Genomic DNA, 1,028 nt, shown 5'->3' on the forward strand with positions numbered 1-1,028 from the left:
CGGGCGAGGTCGTCGTTGAACTGCTCCGGCGGGGACTTCATGAAGTAGCTCGAGGCCGAGAGCAGCGGCCCGCCGATGCCGCGGTCCAGGCCGATCTTCGCCGCACGGATCGCATCGATGATCACACCGGCGGAGTTCGGCGAGTCCCAGACCTCCAGCTTGTACTCCAGCGACACCGGCGCGTCACCAAAGTTCCGGCCCTCCAGACGCACGAAGGCCCACTTGCGGTCATCAAGCCACTGCACATAATCGGACGGGCCAATGTGCACATCCTTCGCGGCGAGCTCACCCTCAACGTTGGAGGTCACGGCCTGGGTCTTGGAGATCTTCTTGGACTCCAGCCGGTCACGCTCGAGCATGTTCTTAAAGTCCATGTTCCCGCCAACATTCAGCTGGTACGTGCGGTCCAGCGTCACACCACGGTCCTCGAACAGCTTCGCCATCACACGGTGCGTGATCGTGGCACCGATCTGGCTCTTAATGTCATCACCCACGATCGGCACACCGGCCGCGGTGAACCTGTCAGCCCACTCCTTCGTGCCGGCAATGAACACCGGCAGCGCATTCACGAACGCCACCCCGGCATCGATCGCGCACTGGGCGTAAAACTCCGCCGCTTCCTGGGACCCGACCGGCAGGTAGCAGACCATCACATCGGCCCGGGCGTCCTTCAGGGCCTGGACCACGTCCACCGGATCCTTCGTGGACTGCTCGATCGTCTCCAGGTAATACCGGCCCAGCCCGTCCAGGGTGTGCCCGCGCTGCACCGTCACACCGGTGGGCGGCACGTCGGCGATCTTGATGGTGTTGTTTTCGCTGGCCAGGATGGCATCGGCCAGGTCCACACCGACCTTCTTGCCGTCCACGTCGAACGCGGCCACGAACTGGACATCGTTGACGTGGTACTTGCCAAACTCCACGTGCATCAGACCCGGGATCGTGGCCTGTGGGTCCGCATCCCGGTAATAGTGGACACCCTGGACCAGCGAAGCGGCGCAGTTACCCACCCCGACGATTGCAACACGAAT

General features: G+C 63.2%; 1 protein-coding gene. It reads right to left on the reverse strand.

Annotated elements, in window-relative coordinates; all coding sequences use genetic code 11:
- The coding region (locus AC5RUM_RS21445; protein WP_494036845.1) for an inositol-3-phosphate synthase at positions 1–1,028 on the reverse strand (1,028 nt) is incomplete at both ends.

The organism is Arthrobacter sp. B2060, assembly GCF_059090445.1.